The following is a 17,140-nucleotide window of genomic DNA, read 5'->3' as shown; positions in this document are numbered from 1 at the left end:
TGTTAGCCGAGCCGCTCCAGCGCCGCGCGGAGACGATCGGCCTCGGCCGCCTTCGCGTCATGATCGGCCCGCGCCTTTTCGACGGCCTCCGGTTTCGCACGCTCGGTGAAGTTCGGGTTACCCAGACGCACGGCTAGGCTGTCGCGTTCCTTTTCTGCCGCCGCCGCGCCCTTGGCCAGACGATCGCGTTCGGCCGCGAGATCGATCACGCCTTCCAGCGGTAGCGCGTAGGTCGCTTCGTCGACGACAACCTGCGCCGCCCCGGCGCCGGCGAATGTCGAGAGCTGGATCGACTCCAGCCGCGCCAGCCGCTGCAGCGTCGCAAATTGTCGATCTAGTCGCGCCGCAGTCGCCTCAGATGCGTCCGCAGCGAACAGGTGCAACTTGGCCGAAGGCGGAACATTGAGCTCGGTCCGCGCCGACCGCAGCTCGCCGACCAGCCGAACAAGCCAGTCCAGTTCGGCCTTTGCATCCGCGTCTATGGACGCCTCGGGCGCAGGCCACTTAGCGACGATCAGTTCGTATGGCCGCTCGTTCGCGTTCCACAGTTCCTCGGTAATGAAGGGCATCAGCGGGTGGAGCATCACCAGGATCTGGTCGAACGCCCAGGCCGCGACGCGCTTGGTCTCCTCATCAAACGCGCCCTTGATCAGCTCGACGTACCAGTCGCAGAACGTACCCCAGACGAAATGGTAGATGGCGCTAGCCATGTCGTCGAAGCGCAGGTCGTCGAACGCGCGGTCGAGCTTGCCCAGCGTTTCGACCACTTCGCCGATGATCCAACGGTTGACCGGTAGGGAAGCTTCAGGCGCCGCGATGCTCTCGCTCGCGCCCACGCCATTCATCTGCAGGAAGCGCGCCGCATTCCACAGCTTCGTCGCGAAGTTGCGGTAGCCCTCGACCCGCTTCTCATCGAGCTTGATGTCGCGGCCCTGGCTTTCCATGGCCGCCAGCGTGAAGCGCAGCGCATCGGCGCCGTACTGGTCGATCAGGCCGAGCGGATCGACCGTATTGCCCTTCGACTTGGACATCTTCTGACCCTTGGCGTCGCGGACGAGGCCATGGAGATAGAGCGTCTTCCACGGGCGCTCACCCATGAACTCGAAGCCCTGCATCGCCATGCGGGCATCCCAGAAGAAGATGATGTCGAAGCCCGAAATCAGCACGTCGTTCGGATAGTGGCGCTGGAGATCGTGCGTGTTGTCCGGCCACCCGAGCGTCGCGAATGGCCACAGCGCGGACGAGAACCAGGTGTCCAGCACGTCTTTATCTCGCCAAAGGACGACCGAGGGATTTGGCTCGTCCAACCAACGGAGCCCGGCAGCGCCCGCTTCATCCGAATCTTCGAGAACGATCTGGTCCGGAGCCAAGCCATAATAGGCCGCTGCTTCAGCGCGGATATCCGCTTCATTCTCGGACACGAAAACTCTGGCTTTTCCGACGCCGCCTTGCACAATTTCGCGATAGGATTCGTCATCCTTATCGGGACCGTACCAAGCCGGAATGCGATGTCCCCACCACAACTGGCGTGAGACGCACCATGGCTGGATGTTCTCCAGCCAGTTAAACCATGTCTTCTTCCAGGTTTCGGGCACGACAGCGATATTGCCTGAACGAACCGCTTCGATCGCCGGCTTGGCGAGCGTTTCCGCGTCGACATACCATTGGTCGGTGAGCATCGGCTCGATGACCACGCCCGAGCGGTCGCCGAACGGCTGCATGATCATCTTATCCTCGACCTGAAGCATCAGGCCTTCGGCGTCGATGTCCGCAACGACCTGCTTGCGGGCATCGTAGCGGTCGAGCCCGCGGTAAGCTTCCGGAACGAGGTTCAGCGCATCGACTTCCTCGGGCGAGACTTGCTCCCCTCTGACCATAGCCTGCGCGCGCTCGGCGGACGCGGCATAGGACGGCCCGTCGCTGCGCATATGCGCGGTCGAATCCATCAGCCGGTACATGGGCAGCCCGTTACGCTGCGCCACGCCATAGTCGTTCAGATCATGCCCGCCGGTGATCTTCACCGCGCCCGACCCAAAGTTCGGATCGGGATGCTCGTCGGTAATGATGGGGATCAGCCGCCGATGCTCTTTCGGACCCACCGGGATCTCGCAAAGTTTGCCGACGATCGGCCGATAGCGCTCGTCGTCGGGGTGCACCGCGACCGCGCCGTCACCGAGCATCGTTTCCGGCCGTGTCGTCGCGATCGAGATATAGTCGCGCTCTTCCCGAAGCGTGACGTTTCCGTCCGCATCTTTCTCCACGTAAGTGTAGGTCTGACCCCCTTCGAGCGGGTATTTGAAGTGCCACATGTGTCCCGGGACTTCGCGGTTCTCGACCTCGAGATCGCTGATCGCCGTCTGGAATTTGGGGTCCCAGTTCACCAGCCGCTTGGCGCGGTAGAGCAGCTTGCGGTTGTAGAGCTCGACAAAGACCTTGATCACCGCCTTCGAGAAGCCCTCGTCCATCGTGAACCGCTCATTCGCCCAGTCGCAGCTGGCGCCGAGCCGCCGAAGCTGGCGCGTGATCGCGCCGCCCGACTGAGCCTTCCACTCCCACACGTGCTGCAAAAAGGCTTCGCGGCCGATGTCCGCGCGCTTGATCCCTTGGCTCTCCAGGTTGCGCTCGACGACCATTTGCGTGGCGATGCCGGCGTGGTCCGTGCCGACCACCCACAGAGCGTCCTTGCCGCGCATCCGCTCGCGCCGTGTCAGGATGTCCTGCAGCGTATTGTCGAGCGCATGGCCGATGTGCAGCGAGCCGGTGACGTTGGGCGGCGGCATGACGATCGTGAACGGCGTCGCGTCGGGCCGGTGCGGTCGGAACAGGCCCGTGCTTTCCCAGTGCGCGTACCAGCGATCCTCGATCGCGCGGGGTTCGAAGGTTTTGGGGAGTTCGGCCATGCGCGGCGACTAACCAAGGCGCCCCACAGTGACAACCCGGCCTTGCGGTCGCGCGAGGATAGGCCGATGCTGCGTCGTGTGAACGTTCACAGGAGGGCGATGTGATCGGTCGGCGCCTGATCGCGGCTTTGCTAGCCATCGGCTGCTCCACTGCGGCAACCGCGCGTGAGGGCTTTCTCGACGTTCGCGGCAAGGAGATCGTCGACGGTACCGGCAAGCCGGTAATCCTTCGCGCCATGGGTCTCGGCGGCTGGATGCTGCAGGAAGGCTATATGCTGAACCTCGGCGAACTAGGGCAGCAGCACGTCATTCATCGCAAGCTCGCCGCATTGGCCGGGCAGGACGCCGTGGATCAATTCCAGCAAGCCTGGCTCGACAATCACATGACCCGAGCAGACATGGATGCCCTAGGAAGGTGGGGCTTCAACGCGGTTCGCCTCCCCATGCATCAGGCACTGTTCCTCGACACTGACGCGCCGGCCGGGCAGGACCGCTGGCGCGAAGATGGCTTCCGGCGGGTCGACCGCCTGCTCGAATGGGCCGCCGCCAACCGCATGTGGGTGATTCTGGATTTACACGCCGCGCCGGGCGGCCAGGGCACCGACCTCGCCATCTCCGACCGCGACCCGAGCAAGCCCTCTCTGTGGGACAGCGCGGAAAACCAGCGGCGCACGGTGGCGCTGTGGCGCGAGCTCGCCCGCCGCTACGCGAACAACCCGTGGGTCGGTGGCTATGACATCCTCAACGAGCCCAATTGGGACTTCGACGGCCCCGGAGGCGGACACGGCTGCGAGGACAAAAGGAACGCGCCAATCACCGCGCTCTACAAGAAAATCACGACGGCCATTCGTGAGCACGACCGCGACCACCTGATCGTGATCGAGGGCAATTGCTGGGGCAACAATTATGCAGGCATCATGCCCGACTGGGACGGCAAGCTAGTCCTCAGCTTCCACAAATATTGGAACCGCAACGACAATGCTTCGATCGACGGCATCCTCAAACTGCGCGAGGCGACGGGCCGCCCGATCTGGCTCGGCGAGAGCGGCGAGAATTCGAACGCCTGGTACCGGGACGCGATCAAGCTCGTCGAACGGCACAAGATCGGCTGGGCCTGGTGGCCGCTCAAGAAGCTCGGTTTCAACAATCCGCTCGAGGTCGTGCCCAATCCGGGCTGGAAGCGCGTCGTCGCCTATCTCACCGGCAAGGGTCCGAAGCCCACTGCCAGCGAGGCGCGGGCGGCAATGCTTACGTTAGCCAATCACGACATAGCTTACGCGAACAACATCGTGCACCCGGATGTCATCGACGCGATGTTCCGGCAACCGCATGACGATCGCGCAATCGCGTTCAAGCCGCATCGCTTGCGCGCGGCGCCGCTGACCATCGCCGCGGTCGACTACGACCTCGGGCCTCCGGGCGTCGCCTATTTCGATAAGGTCGATGCCAATTACCACGTCACGACCGGCGGAGAGCGGGTCGAATGGAATGACGGCCGCACCTATCGCAACGATGGCGTCGACATCGCTCGCGACGAGGCGGGTCAGCCTTACGTGACTGCCTTCGAAGCAGGCGAATGGATGCAGTACACAGTCAAAGCCGATCGACAGGCAGAACGAACCGTTTCCCTCGACCTCGGCTCCGAAGCCCCTGCCGAACTCACCGTCAACATTGGCGGCGGCACCACGCTGCGCCTCAACGTAGAGGCGACCACTGGCTGGCAGACGCTGACGCTACCGCCGACGCTGTTTCAACGTGGCGACAACCGGCTGAAGCTCGCCGTCGTTCGCGGCAGACTCCAGCTGCGGACGATCAGCGTTCGCTAGCCACGCTCGGGCTTGGTCTTGGCCGTCGGCGTTGGAACCGGCTGCACCGCCGGCATCTGCCCGCCGATGTACCGGCCCATCCAGCCGAAGACCTCGTCGTACCACTGCACCGAGTTCTTCGGCTTCAGGACCCAATGGTTCTCGTCCGGGAAGATCAGCAGCCGCGAGGGGATATTCCGCTGCTGCAATGCGGTGAAGGCCGCGATGCCCTGCGTGTAGGGGATGCGGAAGTCCTTTTCCGACGTGATCACCAGCTGCGGCGTCCGCCAGTTTTGGACGTAATTGACCGGGTTCCACTTCTCGAACTCGGCCGGAGCTTCGTAATAGGCCTTCGCGCCATGCTCCCACTCGTCGAACCATAGCTCTTCGGTTTCGTAGGCCATGGCCCGCGCATCGAACACGCCGTCATGCTGGACGATGCACTTGAAACGGTCGGGCCAGCGGCCTTCGATCCAGTTCATCATGTAGCCGCCGTAGGATCCGCCAAGTGCGCAGGCGTTCGCCGCGTCCAGCTGCGGGTCCTTGGCAGTGATGTAGGCAAGGCCCTTCTGCAGATCCTCGAGCGGCCAACCGCCCCAGTTCCGATTGATCGCGTCGGTGAAGGCCTGGCCGTATCCGGTCGACCCGTGGAAATCGACGCTGACCGCGGCGTAGCCGGGCGCAGTGAACAGCCGCGGGTTCCAGCGGTACGACCAGCTATTCGAAAAGCTGCCCTGCGGCCCGCCGTGCACCAGGAAGGCGATCGGCAGTGGCCGGTTCATCACCGGCTTCAAAGTCCAGCCCCAGACGGTGTCATTGTTGGCGCCCTTGAAGCTGAATTTCTGGAAGGTGACCGGGTCGAGCTGCGCCAACAACTCGCGATTGACGTCGGTCAGCTTGACGTTCCGGCCGCCGGCATCGATCCGGTAGATGTCATCCGGCGCCATGATGCTGTTCATTGTCGCGAGCAGGCCGCCACCGGCCAACACACGGACGTTCCCGTAGTGGCCGTCGCCCGTCAGGCGGGTCACCGCGCCGGTCGAAGCGTTGACGCGGAACACCGGTTCTTCGAGCGTGTCGCCGGCCGTCACGAAAAGCGAGCGTCCATCGTTCGACCAGGCAATCGAGTCGATTGAACGATCCCACTTTTGCGTGATCGCGCGGGTCTGGCCTGTCGCGAGGTCGCGCAGTTGCAGCACTTGGCGGTCGGCCTCGTACGTCGGTCGCGCCATCGCGACGTAGGCCAGCGTACGTCCGTCCGGCGAGACTGTCGGCAACGTGTCGGTGCCGTCGTTCGCATCGGTCAGGTTGATCGGCGCCGCGGACCCGTCCGCCGACACCTGGAAGATGTCGAGGTTGGTTGACTTGGCCTCGATCCGGCCCGCTTCCCGAAGTGTGAAGAAGACGGTGCGGCCGTCGGGCGAGAGCGAAATCTCCTCGGCTCCCCCGAATGGCTTGGACGGCGTGTCGCCGACCAGTGCCCCAGTAAGCGGCGTGCCGCTCCCGACAAGCTTGCCGCCCGAAACCGCGAAGCTGAACAACCGCGACTTCACGCCCGGCTCCGCCCACGTATCCCAGTGCCGGACGAACAGTTGGTCATAGGTGCGGCCCGATCCGGTCGGCCGCTTGGCCGGCAATCCGGCGCAGGCTAGGTCGGTGCACCGAAGGTCGCGATCAGCCCAGACGACCACGGTCGACCCGTTCGGCGCCAGCCGGAATCCGCTGATGTCGCCCTTGAAGTTACTGATCTGCACAGGCGAGCCGCCGACAGGCATGCGGAATAGCTGATCCTGGTCGCCAGCGGCCATTAGGAAGTAAAGGGCACCATCGGGTCCGAACACCGCATCATGCGCCTTTTCCGCGCCCTTGATGGGTATCGGCGCGGCACCCGGGCGGCGCAGGTCGAGCAGATGTAGCGTGTTGCTTCGCTTGTTCTTGCTCCAGTCCGTGTCCGAGATCGTGAAGACCGCGTAGCGCCCGTCGCGCGAAACTTCCGGCGCGCCGACGCGGTGCATCGACTGCATGTCGGCCGCGGTCATCGGCCTGGCGACGAGCGGGGAAGTCGCAAGCGCGGAAGCTGCGACGGCGAGGAGCATTTTGAACTGAATCATGCCGGTGGCGTAGCAAACCCGCGGCAGAGCGGGAAGATTAGAGTGGGCGTCCGGTGATCCGGGAGATTTCGCGCTTCACGTGCTCATCGACCATTTGCGGCAAATGCTCGTCGAGCCACTGCTTCAGCATCGGGCGGAGCATCCCGCGAATGATTTCTTCAAGGGGGTTGGGGCCAGCCGGCGGGGGGGGGGCCGTCGCGGCGACGGTTTGGAGCTCTTCCAGTCGCTGGCGGCTCCGGCCAGCGGCTTGCTCATCAACCAGCGGCGGACCCAGGTCGATGGGTGGTGCAAGCGGCTCGTCGAGCTCAAGCACGTCGTCGCCGTCCACATCCTCTGGTAAGGAATCTTCCTCGACTCGCTCAGGCGCCGGCGCCGCGCGCAAATCTTTCTCCTCCGCGATCACTTTCTTGATCGAGGCAAGGATGTCTTCCATCGAAGGTTCACGGCCTGGCGACTGCATGGCCAAGCAGTAACGTTATTGCGGGGTCGGAGTCACGCCCGTCGTGATTACTGGCGGGGTCGGGTCGATCCTCGGTGTTCCTACCTCGGAAGTCACGATCGGCGCGGCCGGCATTTCCTCGGGTGCCACCGTACGGGTGGAGATCGTTGGATGACGCGGATCACTCGCCCAGTCGTTCCAGTTCTTCGAAACGGTGCGATAGTTGCCAAGCGGGTCGTACAACGGCCCGCCGTCCAGTCCCAGATATTGAGCCTGTGCCTGACCCATGGCGTTGAGCAGCTGGAAACCCGCCACATAGGCATCGCGCTTGGCAGTCACGAGCAGCACCTGCGCGTTCAGCAATTCCTGCTCCGCGTTCAGGACTTCGATGATGGTACGCGTACCGACGCCCTGCTCGGCACGGTTACCTTCGAGCGCCAGCTGGTTCGCCTGGACCGCAACAGTATTTGCCTGGATCGCGCGCTGCGCCGCGTCATAGTTGGCGAAGGCGGCCCTTGCCGCCTGCACCACCGCGCGTTCGGTGCCAACAACCTGTTCCAGCACTGCGCCTTGCTGTGCCTGCGCCTGACGGATCCGCGCCGCAGGTAGACCGCCTTGAAACAGGGGGATGTTGGCGGAAAGGCCAATCGAAGTGGCGGTACCGGCCCGGCTCAGACCATTCGTCCCACCCGTAATCTGGTTGACGTAATCGCCTGAAGCGACTGCGCCAACGGTGGGCAGGCGGCTTGCACGCGCCACATTCACGTCATAGCCGGCAGCAACCGCCTGACGACTGATGGCCACAAGGTCCGGGTTGTTGGCGAGCGCGATCTGCACCGCCTCGTCGGCAGTCTTTGGCAGCGGAGGCAGCGGCGGCGGCGGCGCCAGTACGCCCGGCGCATGACCAACGATCTGGCGGTAGGTGGCCTCGCTGCCGATCAGGCGGCCCTGCGCCGTGGCCAGCTGCGAACGACCAAGCGAGAGACGCGCTTCGGATTGCGCAACGTCGGTGCGCGTCAAATCTCCAATTTGAAACCGGTCCTGCGTGGCCTGCAGGTTCGTGTCGAGCACCTTCACGTTGTTCTGGTTCAGCTCGACGATCGCACGGTCGCGGATCACGTCCATGTACGCGGCCACGGCCTGCGTGAACACGTCGCCTTCGACCGCCCGCAGGGTTGCCCTGCCCGCTTCGACGCGCGTTTCTGCTGCGCGCACGTTATTCCGGACAGCACCTCCGTTGAACAACGGATAGGTTATGTCGATGCCGCCGCTCAGGCTGATGTTATGAGAATTTCCCTGGGTCTGGGCGATCACGCCGCTGCGCGTAAGGTTGCGGTTCAACCCAACTTGTCCACTCACCTGCGGCCGGCCGGCGGCCTTGGCGATCGCGACGGTAGCGTCAGTTCCGCGCAGCGTTTCTCTCTGCGAATTTAGCGTCGGATTGGTCTGGTAAGCCGAGACCAGCGCCTCGCGCAGCGTATCTGCGCTGGCCGTTCCTGCCATGAGCGCAGCGATGAGCGCCCCCGAAATGAGCTTGCGAACCACGCTCGTCCCCTAAAAACTGAAAGCCTGCCGCCGGGTGAAACCGGGCAGCGCCGGCACTCCGGCATCGCCGATGGAAAGATAGCCGAACGCCCCGCCAGCGTTGCGCCCGACGATCAGCCGCGTGATTCCGCGGTCGATCAGTGCCGCCCCGAGCCGGCCACCATCGGCCAGCTGCTCGATGATGGCTTCTGGAATATATTCGACAGCGCCATCGATGAGGATCTGGTCGAACGAGCCGCCGTTCGCAGAGCCCGATTCAAGATTGCCGGAGATGAGGCTCACGCCCGGCCCTGCGGCCGCTATGAGTTCCGCATCGCTTTCGATTGCCGTGACCCGCAGCCCAATCGCTGTGAGCACTGCCGCGGAATAGCCGGTTCCTGCACCGATCACCAAAGCGCTTTGCCCCGCTTCAGGCCGCATCTGGGTCAGCAATTGCCCAAGCACCGCCGGCGCGGGGAGGAAGCGGTTGCCGCCGAGCCCAACGGCGCGATCGACATAAGCCAGCGGCCGCGTATGGCTCGGCAGGAATTTCTCGCGCGCGACCTTCCCCATCGCGTCAAGGACGCCGGGATCGGTCACGCCCTGCGGGCGAAGCTGGCTTTCGACCATCGCCTCGCGGGCCACGGCGAAATCGGGGATCGGACTCTGCACCGTCATAACTGTTATATGCCGCTAACACACCTAAAGTTCAAGCGCGACCTGCGCGCTTCGCGAAGGCCGGCGATGTGGTGGCTCATATCGGCCAGCGCCACCCGCGCCAACCATCATTCATCGAAAGACAAAGGGAGGGACGGGGTTGACCTGAGCCGCACGGTCGCGCCAAAGCGCGCGCTCTCCCCGGCCCGATGGCGGAGTGGTTACGCAGAGGACTGCAAATCCTTGCACGCCGGTTCGATTCCGGCTCGGGCCTCCATTTCTTCCTCCTCCGCCCGAACCTCTTCCCAGCCGCGAAGACCGTGCTTGCGCAGCGGCACGCCGCATCGCCGGCACACCGAACGCCAGCGATGTTCTTGCTCATCGAGGTAAGCGCCACGCGAAGACCGGCGATGGCCGATCCTGCGGCAAAGGAATTTGGGGATGACTTTCATGACGGGATCAGTTCGCGCTGAACCGGCTATCCTGTAAGTTCGACCTGATTGTGCGCCGCAGCATAGGCACCAAGCGCCGGGACTTCCCGCAAGTTCCCATGAAATCTTTGCAATACGCGCGCGGTCAGCTTTCGCGTGTCTTGATCAAGGCTGCCAACGCCTGTGATCGCTCTGCCAGCGCCGTCACGTCGCGGGGATCGAGTTCGCGGTCAAAGCAGAGACCGAGCGCGTCACCATTCTGCCAGCGAACCACCGCGCCGCGACCCAGCGTTCCACAATCCAGCACCACGGCAGTCCCGGACGCCAATTTCTGCGAGCAGTTCAGTTTCGCGCCGCCGGCCGACAGATCGAGGATCTGCACGAAGTGCCGCTTTCCGTCCGCCTGCAGGAATGCGGGCAAGGCGACCGGCACCCGCGGATAAACGCGACGATCCGCAAAGGGATCGTCTTTCGCGGATGTTGGTGCGCTGCTTGCCATGAAATCCTCGCCGGTTGAGGCCGGAGTATCAGACGGTTGCTGCCAGAGAGTAAACGTTTAGGGCGCCCTGCGGAAAGGACTCCCGTTGACCGAGCAAGTTTCCAAGACATCGACCGCCCGGACCGTGCGTATCTTGCTGTGGGTGCTTGTCGCGATCGCGGCCGCCGGTGCCGCGGCGCTATACCTCATCCCGCGTGAGCAGACCGCGTCGGTTCCAACGACGGCGTCGGGCAGAGCAGCAAGCTTCGGCGGTCCGTTCACCCTCGTCGATGGAAATGGGAAGAGCTTTTCCAGTCAGGCGCTGGCCGGCAAACCTTACGCCATCTATTTCGGCTTCACGCGATGCGGCGATGTCTGCCCGACGACCCTTTCCCGACTGGTAAAACTGCGCCGGGAAGCCGCCAACGATCAGGCGCTGCGCCTTGTGTTCGTCACCATCGATCCAAAGAATGACGGACCCAAAGAGGTCGGCCAGTATGCCAGCCTGTTTAACGCGCCGATCATCGGACTCACCGGCGATCAGGCCCAAATCGATCAAGTCAAAAAGCAGTTCGGGATTTTCGCCGAGCCGACGCCGCACGCGGCGATGGGCAAGGAGATGAACCATACGGCGACAGCGCTGCTGTTCGATCGGAATGGAAATTTCGCCAGCACGATCGCTCCCGACGAGCCCGATTCGTCGGCGATAGAGAAACTGAAAGCGCTCGTGCGCTAGTTGGAACCGGCACGGCACGATCCCATTTGCTTCCTATGGCCGACCCGCGACCCGACCCGAAAATCGTGACGCTTGGGCCGGATTTCTATGACGCCGTCCAGCCGGCCGACTTCCCGCAATGCACGATACGCTTTGCCAACACCCGATGGGCGAAGCGGATCGGTCTTGATCTGGATGAAGCTGGCTGGGCCAGTCATTTCTGCCGCTTCGAGCCCCTGCCAGACAATCTGCCGCAGCCGCTGGCGCTCCGATATCACGGTCACCAATTTCGCGTGTACAATCCGGACATTGGAGATGGGCGCGGCTTCACCTTCGCCCAGTTTCGCGATGACCAAGGCCGGCTGCTCGAGCTCGGCACCAAGGGGTCCGGCCAGACGCCTTACAGCCGCCACGCTGACGGTCGCCTGACGCTCAAGGGCGGAATGCGCGAGGTTTTGGCGACCGAGATGCTCGAGGCGCTCGGCGTCAACACGTCGAAGACCTTCGCGCTATTCGAAACCGGCGAAGAGCTGGAGCGTGGCGATGAGCCCTCCCCCACACGGTCGGCGGTGCTGACGCGGCTCAGCCATGGCCACATCCGCATTGGGACCTTTCAGCGCCTCGCCTTCTTCGGTCAGGCCGACAATTTGAAGGCGTTGACCCGCTACTGCTTGGACGAGCTTTACGGCGCGCAACCGGGCGAAGACGACGCAGGAAATGCCACGCGGCTATTCGATCGCGTCTGTTCGGCCACCGCGACTTTGGCCGCGTCCTACCTTGCTGTCGGATTCGTGCACGGCGTGCTCAACAGCGACAATATCAACATCACCGGAGAAAGCTTCGATTATGGTCCGTGGCGATTCACGCCCTTCTGGGATCCAGAATTCACCGCCGCCTATTTCGACCATGGCGGCCTCTACGCTTTCGGACGGCAACCGGAAGCGATTCACTGGGACATTGCGCAATTGGCTGGGTGCCTGGCGATCAATGCCGCCGCGCCGGCGCTTTCTGAGCTGCTCGGGTCATGGAGCAGTCGTTTCGAGGATGAGTTGACGAAAGCGCTCGTCGCCCGCCTCGGCATCGTAGCGGGGGATAACGACCGACCGGTCGCTGGCGCGCTGATACGTGCGCTGGCGACGAAGGCCGCCTCGATCGACCGCGTCTTCTTTGACTGGCGCGGCGGCTGCGATCCGGGCGCTGACCGATATCCTGCGGAAGAATTTCGCGCGCTCGCCAAATTGCTTGAGGGGCGCGGCATACCGCCGACGCACGAATATTGGTCCGATCCCGCGCCATGCTCCATGCCCATCGATGAGGTGGAGCGAATCTGGTCCGACATTGCCGAGCGTGACGATTGGCAAGCGTTTAACAACAAGGTTAAGGCAATTCGGCGCATGGGGGCCGCAATCAAGCAGGATGCACCGCACCGTTGAAAACGCAGCGTACGACAGGGGCAGCGCGGACGTGAGCGCGACACTAACCTCCTACGAGCCAGCCACTGGTGCGGAACTGTGGTCAGGTGGCGCCGGTAGCGCCGCGACCGAAGTTGCTGCCGCGAGGTCGGCCTGGCCGGAGTGGGCCGCGCATTCGCACGCTTACCGGATCGAAGCCGTACGCAGGTTCGCCAATGTCGTCCGCAAGAACGAGGCTGACTTCGCGACGCTCATCGCGCGCGAAACGGGGAAGCCGCTGTGGGAGGCGACGACCGAGGTCGGCGCCGTCGTCAACAAGGTCGAAATCTCAGTCGACGCCTACGCAGAGCGGACCCCGCAGCGCCGGATGGAAGCTGCGCTGGGCAACAAGGTCACCGTCCGCCACAAACCGCATGGCGTGCTTGCGGTGCTCGGTCCATATAACTTCCCGGCACACCTCCCGAACGGCCATATCGTTCCTGCCCTGATCGCCGGGAATGCGGTCGTCTTCAAACCTTCGGAAAAGACGCCGGCGGTCGGTGAATTCCTCGTCAATTGCTTCCACGAAGCGAAGATTCCAGAGGGTGTCGTTCGCTTGCTGATCGGCGGCCCTGATCAAGGCCGCGCCTTGGCCGGCGATCCGGGCATCGACGGGCTGCTGTTCACCGGGTCCGCGCGCGTCGGCATGGCTCTGCACAAGCAATTCGCCGAGATGCCGCACAAGATCCTGGCGCTCGAACTCGGCGGCAACAATCCGCTGGTGGTGTGGAACGCCAAGGAACTGGAAGCGACGGCGGCGCTCGTCGTCCAGTCGGCCTATCTCTCGGCCGGACAGCGTTGCACGGCGGCGCGCCGTCTGATCGTCAAGGAAGACGAGGCCGACGAGCTGATCGCTGCGATCAGGAAACTGCTCGACCGAATGATCCTTGGCGAGCCATTCGCCGAACCCGCCCCATTCATGGGCCCGGTGATCGACAATGCCGCCGCCGACCACGTTCAGGAATTGTGGCTCAACCTGATGATGAAGGGCGCAAAGCCTCTCGCGCGGCTGGACCGGCCGGAAAAGGACAAGCCTTTCCTCACCCCCGGCCTCATCGACGTCACCGACGTTCGCGATCGCCCCGATGAGGAGATCTTCGGCCCGGTACTGCAGGTCATCCGCGTGCAGACATTCGACCAGGCGATCGCCGAAGCGAACAACACGCGGTTCGGACTGGCGGCAAGCCTCATCGGCGGAAGTCCGGAGCTTTACGACACCTTCTGGGCCAATGTCCGTGCGGGCGTGATCAACTGGAACAAGCCGACGAACGGCGCGCCCTCAAATGCCCCGTTCGGGGGCGTCGGCTTATCCGGAAACCACCGGCCAAGCGCCTTCTACGCTGCCGACTATTGCGCCTATCCTGTCACCAGTGTCGAGGGCGATCGGGTCCGCGCCACCATCAGCGAAGGCCTGACCGACCCCAATTTTCAGGAAGACTGAAACGGGACAAGGCGTAACGGCCGTGGATCGCTTTGCGGCCCGGCGGCGTTCTTTGCGGCGATGAGTATAAAAACCTGGAGCGGCGCGGCCTTAGGCCTTGCCCTGTGCACCACCGCCCTCACCGCCTGCTCGGTGCAGGACACGTCCAACCAGAGCGCGTCGGCACCTGCTTCGCCCGAAATCGATGATGCTTGGAAATCCGACACGGAAAAGCAGCTCCGCGACGCGATCGCCACGGCGCCAGCGAACGGCTTGAACCCGGATCTATTCCTCAAAGGCGGGGAAAAAGGCGCCGCGCTGACACAAGCAGCGCTAAAATATGCGTCGGCCCTCGCCAATGGGTATGCTGATCCGAACAAGTTGCACGACGTCTACACGCTGCCGCACGAAAAGGTCGACGTGCGTCAGGGACTGCAGCAGGCCTTGCAGAAAGGTGACGTGAAGGGCTGGCTCGCGACATTGCCACCGCAGACGGATGAATATCGCGCTTTGGGCGAGGCCTACATCCACTTCGGCCAACTCGCGTCGAAGGTAAAGTATCAGCCGATCCCTGACGGCAAGCCGATCAAGCCTGGCCAAAGCGACCCGCGCATGCCGCAGATCGTGGCCGCCCTGAGCGGCGTGGGCTATTTGCCGGCCGCTCCTGAACCAAAGCCCGGCGCGCAGCCTGACGCAGCATCAACCACCTACTCTCCCAACCTCGTCACGGCGGTGAAGAAGGTTCAGGGTGACTTCGGATTCAAGCAGGACGGTGTCATCGGCGGTGACACGCTTGATGCGGTTAACGCTGACCCAGCCTATCGCGCCCGTGAAATCGCGGTGGCGATGGAGCGGCTGCGGTGGTTGCAGCGAACACCGCCGGCGACACGCATCGACGTGAACACGGCGTCGGCCGTCCTGCAATACTGGCGCGACGGAAAGCTGGTCGACACTCGCAACGTGGTGGTGGGCGAACACGACAAGCCAACACCGCAGTTGCAGGCGCCGATTTTCCGTCTCGTTGCAAAGCCGACTTGGACCGTGCCCAAGGGTATCGGGGACAAGGAGCTCGCCACAAAGGGTGAGCAATGGCTGAAGGACAACGACTTCACCATCAATAAGGACGGCTTCTACGTCCAAGGGTCAGGCGACAAGAACTCTTTGGGCCTCGTCAAATTCGACATGGCCGACGATCAGCAGATCTATTTGCACGACACGCCCGCAAAGGCCCTTTTCAATCTGCCTGAACGCCATCGCAGCCATGGCTGCGTCCGCGTGCAGAACGCGGTCCAGTTCGCCACGATGCTGGCGGCCGATGCCGGCATCCAGGATGAATTCCAGCAGGCAATGCAGAAGGAAACCGACCAGAACTTCGTGAAGATGCCGAAGGACCTGCCGGTTCGCCTACTCTATCAAACCGTTTTCTGGGACGGTTCCGCGGTTCGCTTCCGGCCGGACCTGTACGGATGGGACGAGAATATCGCGAAGGCGCTCGACCTCGCGCCCGGCCCGCCGCACAAGATCCGCCAGCCGCAGAGCAGCGACGACGTCGGCCCGTAATGGCTAGGGGCGCCGGATCGCTCCGGCGCCCCCATCCCCACCCTCCCGAGGTGTTGGCGTCTAGCTGCGCAACTCAGGCATGTAGCCCTCGTCCACCGCGTCGCTGAATTTCGTGGTGCGGCCATCGAAGCGGACGCGGACGATACCGGTGGAACCGTGACGCTGTTTGGCAACGATCACTTCTGCCTTGCCTGCGGCTGCCGCGAACTTGGCGTTCCACTCTTCGTATTTGGCGAGCTTGTCGGTCTCGTTGGGCGACGGCATGTCGGGCTCGACCGCCTTCAAATAATAATCCTCGCGATAAATGAAGATGACGATATCGGCGTCCTGCTCGATCGAGCCGGACTCACGGAGGTCGGACAGCTGCGGCCGCTTGTCCTCTCGCTGCTCGACCTGACGGCTGAGCTGCGACAGCGCGATCACGGGAACGTCGATTTCCTTGGCCAGCTGCTTAAGCCCGCGGCTGATCTCCGAGATTTCCTGCACCCGGTTCTCCGCACCATTGCGCCCGCTGCCCTGGAGCAGCTGGAGATAGTCGACGACGACGAGGCCAATATTCTTCTGTCGCTTGAGCCGCCGGGCGCGGGTGCGCAGCGCGGCGATCGTCAGCCCGGGAGTATCGTCGATGTACAGCGGCAGACTCTCAAGCTCGGCCGCGGCGCGCGCGAGTTCGCGAAACTCCTGCTGGCTGATCTTGCCGGTACGCAAGTTTTCGGACGTGATGCCCGACTGCTCGGACAAAATACGCGTGGCAAGCTGGTCGGCCGACATTTCCAGGCTGAACAGCACGGCGGGCGCACCGGCAGACTTACTGGCCTCGATGCCGTCGGCGGAATCGCGTAGGAACCGCCGTGCCACCGCAAAGGCCATGTTCGTGCCGAGCGCGCTCTTGCCCATGCCCGGACGACCGGCGACGATGATCAAGTCGGACTTGTGCAAGCCGCCAAGCTTCGAGTTTAGGGCTTCGAGACCGGTGGTGAAGCCCGACAGGTGGCCGCCGCTGTTCAGCGCCTTTTCCGCCTGTTGCAGCGCATCCTTGGTGGCCTCGGCAAAGCTCTTCGCCTTGCCCTCCGCACCGCCTTCTTCGGCGACCTTGTACAATTCGGTCTCGGCGCGCTCGATCTGAGCGAGGGGGGCAACGTCCTCACTCGTATCGAGCGCGCCTTCCACGAGATCGCGCCCGACGCCGATGAGGGCGCGCAGGAGCGCGAGGTCGTAGATCTGTGTCGCGAAGTCGCGCGCGCCGATGACCGCCGCGCCCGAGCCGGTCAGCTGCGCCAGATAGGCGGGGCCACCGACCTCTTTGATGGCTTCATCAGTCTCGAACAGCGGCTTCAGCGTTACGGGGTTGGCGACGCGATTGCTGTCCGTGAGGCGCAGGATCGCGTCATAAATGCGGCCGTGCAGCGGCTCGAAGAAATGGTGGGACTTCAGCTTTAGCTGGACATCCTCGACCAGCCGGTTGTCGATCATCAGCGCGCCGAGAAGCGCGGCCTCCGCCTCGACGTTCTGCGGAAGCGTCGAATTGGGCGCCGGTTCTACCGGTTCTGCGATGCGAACAATTTCAGCCATGGCGGCGGTCCCTACGCTTGTGCGGGCAGCAACCCAAACGGAACATAAGTAGCACGATTGTGGATAGCTTGTGCATG

Annotated in this window: 12 protein-coding genes and 1 tRNA gene; 6 read left to right on the top strand and 7 right to left on the bottom strand. The window is 63.4% G+C overall.

The genetic code is table 11. From position 1 onward, the window contains the following. Window positions 1-2: 2 nt before the first annotated feature. Complete coding sequence (locus tag QU596_RS12690) at window positions 3-2,900, bottom strand: valine--tRNA ligase (protein WP_308515954.1); 2,898 nt, start codon at window positions 2,898-2,900, stop codon at window positions 3-5. Between the two features lie 101 nt (window positions 2,901-3,001). On the opposite strand from QU596_RS12690, the gene QU596_RS12685 reads away from it, so the two are divergent. Beyond that, on the top strand, window positions 3,002-4,726 hold the full coding sequence (locus tag QU596_RS12685; RefSeq protein ID WP_308515953.1) for a cellulase family glycosylhydrolase: 1,725 nt from the start codon (window positions 3,002-3,004) through the stop codon (window positions 4,724-4,726). On the opposite strand, the gene QU596_RS12680 is transcribed toward QU596_RS12685, so the two are convergent. The 4 genes from QU596_RS12680 to QU596_RS12665 are packed head-to-tail and all read right to left on the bottom strand — an operon-like array spanning window position 4,723 to window position 9,457. Beyond that, the gene (locus tag QU596_RS12680; protein ID WP_308515952.1) at window positions 4,723-6,816 is read right to left on the bottom strand and encodes a S9 family peptidase; all 2,094 of its coding nucleotides are present in this window, start codon (window positions 6,814-6,816) and stop codon (window positions 4,723-4,725) included. The genes QU596_RS12685 and QU596_RS12680 overlap by 4 nt on opposite strands. 37 nt (window positions 6,817-6,853) lie before the next feature. After that, complete coding sequence (locus tag QU596_RS12675; protein WP_308515951.1) at window positions 6,854-7,249, bottom strand: DUF2497 domain-containing protein; 396 nt, start codon at window positions 7,247-7,249, stop codon at window positions 6,854-6,856. A gap of 42 nt (window positions 7,250-7,291) precedes the next feature. Further along, on the bottom strand, window positions 7,292-8,800 hold the full coding sequence (locus QU596_RS12670) for a TolC family outer membrane protein (protein ID WP_308515950.1): 1,509 nt from the start codon (window positions 8,798-8,800) through the stop codon (window positions 7,292-7,294). Window positions 8,801-8,809: 9 nt separating this feature from the next. Then, window positions 8,810-9,457, bottom strand: coding sequence for a protein-L-isoaspartate O-methyltransferase family protein (locus tag QU596_RS12665; RefSeq protein WP_308515949.1), 648 nt, complete (start codon window positions 9,455-9,457; stop codon window positions 8,810-8,812). Window positions 9,458-9,639: 182 nt separating this feature from the next. On the opposite strand from QU596_RS12665, the gene QU596_RS12660 reads away from it, so the two are divergent. Continuing rightward, a tRNA-Cys gene (locus tag QU596_RS12660) sits at window positions 9,640-9,713 on the top strand. 299 nt (window positions 9,714-10,012) lie between these two features. Here the strand turns inward: QU596_RS12660 and QU596_RS12655 are convergent. After that, window positions 10,013-10,366: a PilZ domain-containing protein gene (locus QU596_RS12655; protein ID WP_308515948.1), complete on the bottom strand. Its 354-nt coding sequence runs from the start codon at window positions 10,364-10,366 to the stop codon at window positions 10,013-10,015. An 85-nt stretch (window positions 10,367-10,451) separates the two neighbouring features. On the opposite strand from QU596_RS12655, the gene QU596_RS12650 reads away from it, so the two are divergent. From QU596_RS12650 to QU596_RS12635, 4 genes are read left to right on the top strand one after another with little or no spacing between them, the layout of a single operon-like run. Continuing rightward, window positions 10,452-11,081, top strand: coding sequence for an SCO family protein (locus QU596_RS12650; protein WP_308515947.1), 630 nt, complete (start codon window positions 10,452-10,454; stop codon window positions 11,079-11,081). Window positions 11,082-11,116: 35 nt separating this feature from the next. After that, window positions 11,117-12,493 (top strand): protein adenylyltransferase SelO family protein, encoded by a 1,377-nt coding sequence (locus tag QU596_RS12645; RefSeq protein ID WP_308515945.1) that lies wholly within the window; start codon window positions 11,117-11,119, stop codon window positions 12,491-12,493. A gap of 31 nt (window positions 12,494-12,524) precedes the next feature. Further along, complete coding sequence (astD, locus tag QU596_RS12640; RefSeq protein ID WP_308515944.1) at window positions 12,525-13,952, top strand: succinylglutamate-semialdehyde dehydrogenase; 1,428 nt, start codon at window positions 12,525-12,527, stop codon at window positions 13,950-13,952. A gap of 60 nt (window positions 13,953-14,012) precedes the next feature. Next, on the top strand, window positions 14,013-15,491 hold the full coding sequence (locus tag QU596_RS12635) for a L,D-transpeptidase family protein (RefSeq protein ID WP_308515943.1): 1,479 nt from the start codon (window positions 14,013-14,015) through the stop codon (window positions 15,489-15,491). A 60-nt stretch (window positions 15,492-15,551) separates the two neighbouring features. Here QU596_RS12635 and QU596_RS12630 read toward each other — a convergent pair whose 3' ends face one another. Further along, window positions 15,552-17,063, bottom strand: coding sequence for a replicative DNA helicase (locus QU596_RS12630; protein WP_308515941.1), 1,512 nt, complete (start codon window positions 17,061-17,063; stop codon window positions 15,552-15,554). Window positions 17,064-17,140 lie beyond the last annotated feature (77 nt).

Source organism: Sphingomonas flavescens, assembly GCF_030866745.1.
In the GTDB taxonomy this organism is placed as follows: Bacteria; Pseudomonadota; Alphaproteobacteria; order Sphingomonadales; family Sphingomonadaceae; genus Sphingomicrobium; species Sphingomicrobium flavescens.
This window is presented reverse-complemented; position numbering and strand designations above follow the sequence as displayed.

Bases quoted from the DNA above. Each gene is read 5' to 3' on its own strand.
- QU596_RS12635 (WP_308515943.1), top strand. From the start codon at position 14,013: ATGAGTATAAAAACCTGGAGCGGCGCGGCCTTAGGCCTTGCCCTGTGC.
- QU596_RS12675 (WP_308515951.1), bottom strand. From the start codon at position 7,249: ATGGAAGACATCCTTGCCTCGATCAAGAAAGTGATCGCGGAGGAGAAA.
- QU596_RS12690 (WP_308515954.1), bottom strand. From the start codon at position 2,900: ATGGCCGAACTCCCCAAAACCTTCGAACCCCGCGCGATCGAGGATCGC.
- QU596_RS12665 (WP_308515949.1), bottom strand. From the start codon at position 9,457: ATGACGGTGCAGAGTCCGATCCCCGATTTCGCCGTGGCCCGCGAGGCG.
- QU596_RS12630 (WP_308515941.1), bottom strand. From the start codon at position 17,063: ATGGCTGAAATTGTTCGCATCGCAGAACCGGTAGAACCGGCGCCCAAT.
- QU596_RS12655 (WP_308515948.1), bottom strand. From the start codon at position 10,366: ATGGCAAGCAGCGCACCAACATCCGCGAAAGACGATCCCTTTGCGGAT.
- QU596_RS12680 (WP_308515952.1), bottom strand. From the start codon at position 6,816: ATGATTCAGTTCAAAATGCTCCTCGCCGTCGCAGCTTCCGCGCTTGCG.
- QU596_RS12645 (WP_308515945.1), top strand. From the start codon at position 11,117: ATGGCCGACCCGCGACCCGACCCGAAAATCGTGACGCTTGGGCCGGAT.